Origin of the sequence: Phocaeicola sp. RTP21198st1_B8_RTP21198_201120 (assembly GCF_040929485.1) — a bacterium.
Lineage (GTDB): Bacteria > Bacteroidota > Bacteroidia > Bacteroidales > Bacteroidaceae > Phocaeicola > Phocaeicola dorei.
The window spans coordinates 1-1,173 of record NZ_JBCOCI010000455.1; the positions used below are offsets into that span (position 1 = coordinate 1).

The window sequence follows — 1,173 nt, forward strand, 5'->3', positions numbered from 1 at the left end:
GCTAATACCCTTTATTGGAATGTGAAAGTGGGAGACCGCCTGATGGCGAATTCAGCCTGGAGATTTAAATTGTATGGAACGAAGATCTTTACGGATGTTCGTGGTGATGAATCGATTACATATAAAGTGGCTGTAATTTCGAATGGTGATTCTGAAGTTGTATGGTTGGCTGAAAACCTTCGAACTACTAAATTGAATACAGGTGAATCGCTTATTTGTGAAGGACAGGAAAATGACAAATCTCAATGTTTCCCTGCCGAAGAAGCTAAGAAGAGTGCAACTACTCTTGTTCCGGATGCAATCCGTAAAGTTGCCGGAATGTATTATCGTATCGGATTGATAGGTGATAATTCATCATCAGTAACTTGGCCGAATTTGTTAGCTCCTGAAGGGTGGCGGGTTCCTGAATTACAGGATTATGTAAATCTGGCCAAAGCTTCTTTGGATGTTTGTGATTATCTGGAGGTCTTGAGATGTCCGGAAGTCTATCCTTCCCTACAGATTGGTGATAAAAAGCTAAAGAAAGATCTGATGAATTCTTGGGGGATGAATATGGCCCCATGTGGTACAAATAGAGATGGAAGTCTGTATATCAAAGAATTTGGAGATCTGGATGGATTGCATATGGTTTTTGCCATAAATAGTGTTTCTCAATTTGCTACGTTGGAGATTGCCGCTGCAACAGCTAAAGGAGGAGCAAGAGCCATTGCTTTAGGAAAGAATGCTCCGATAGTAGTTCGTCTGATATATACTGGTGATGATAAATAATCAATGATAGAAAAAGAGATAAAATGATTGAGTGCTTTAAGAAAATATTTAGTAAAGTTTTGTTTGTAGTGCTTTGCAGTGTGACTTCTATGTCGATATGTGCACAAGAGAGCTTATCACTGTCAAACGGGAAAATAAATATTTTATGGGAAAAGCATGAAGGTAAATGGGTAATGACATTGTTTGAAGGAAAAACCCCCGAAGGATATAAGATGTTTGGTCGTCCTTCGGGGAAATATAACCTCATTTATGACAATGTAAAGCCGACCATAAAACCTTTAGCTATCGTAGAGAATGGAGATACATTAGACTTTCCTGAACAAACATTCAGGTATGTGAAGCCTGATTTCTTGAGAGCCATCTCTGCGGTTCCTATGAATAGAGCTGGTAGATACTCCACCTTCT

General features: G+C 39.2%; 1 protein-coding gene and 1 pseudogene. Both read left to right on the top strand.

The features are described 5' to 3' along the window. Positions 1 to 768, top strand: a 768-nt coding sequence (locus AB5935_RS27220) for an FISUMP domain-containing protein (RefSeq protein ID WP_410525559.1), incomplete at its 5' end; no start/stop codon positions are given. A 23-nt stretch (positions 769 to 791) separates the two neighbouring features. Beyond that, positions 792 to 1,173: pseudogene (locus AB5935_RS27225) on the top strand (glycerophosphoryl diester phosphodiesterase); the annotation flags it as partial.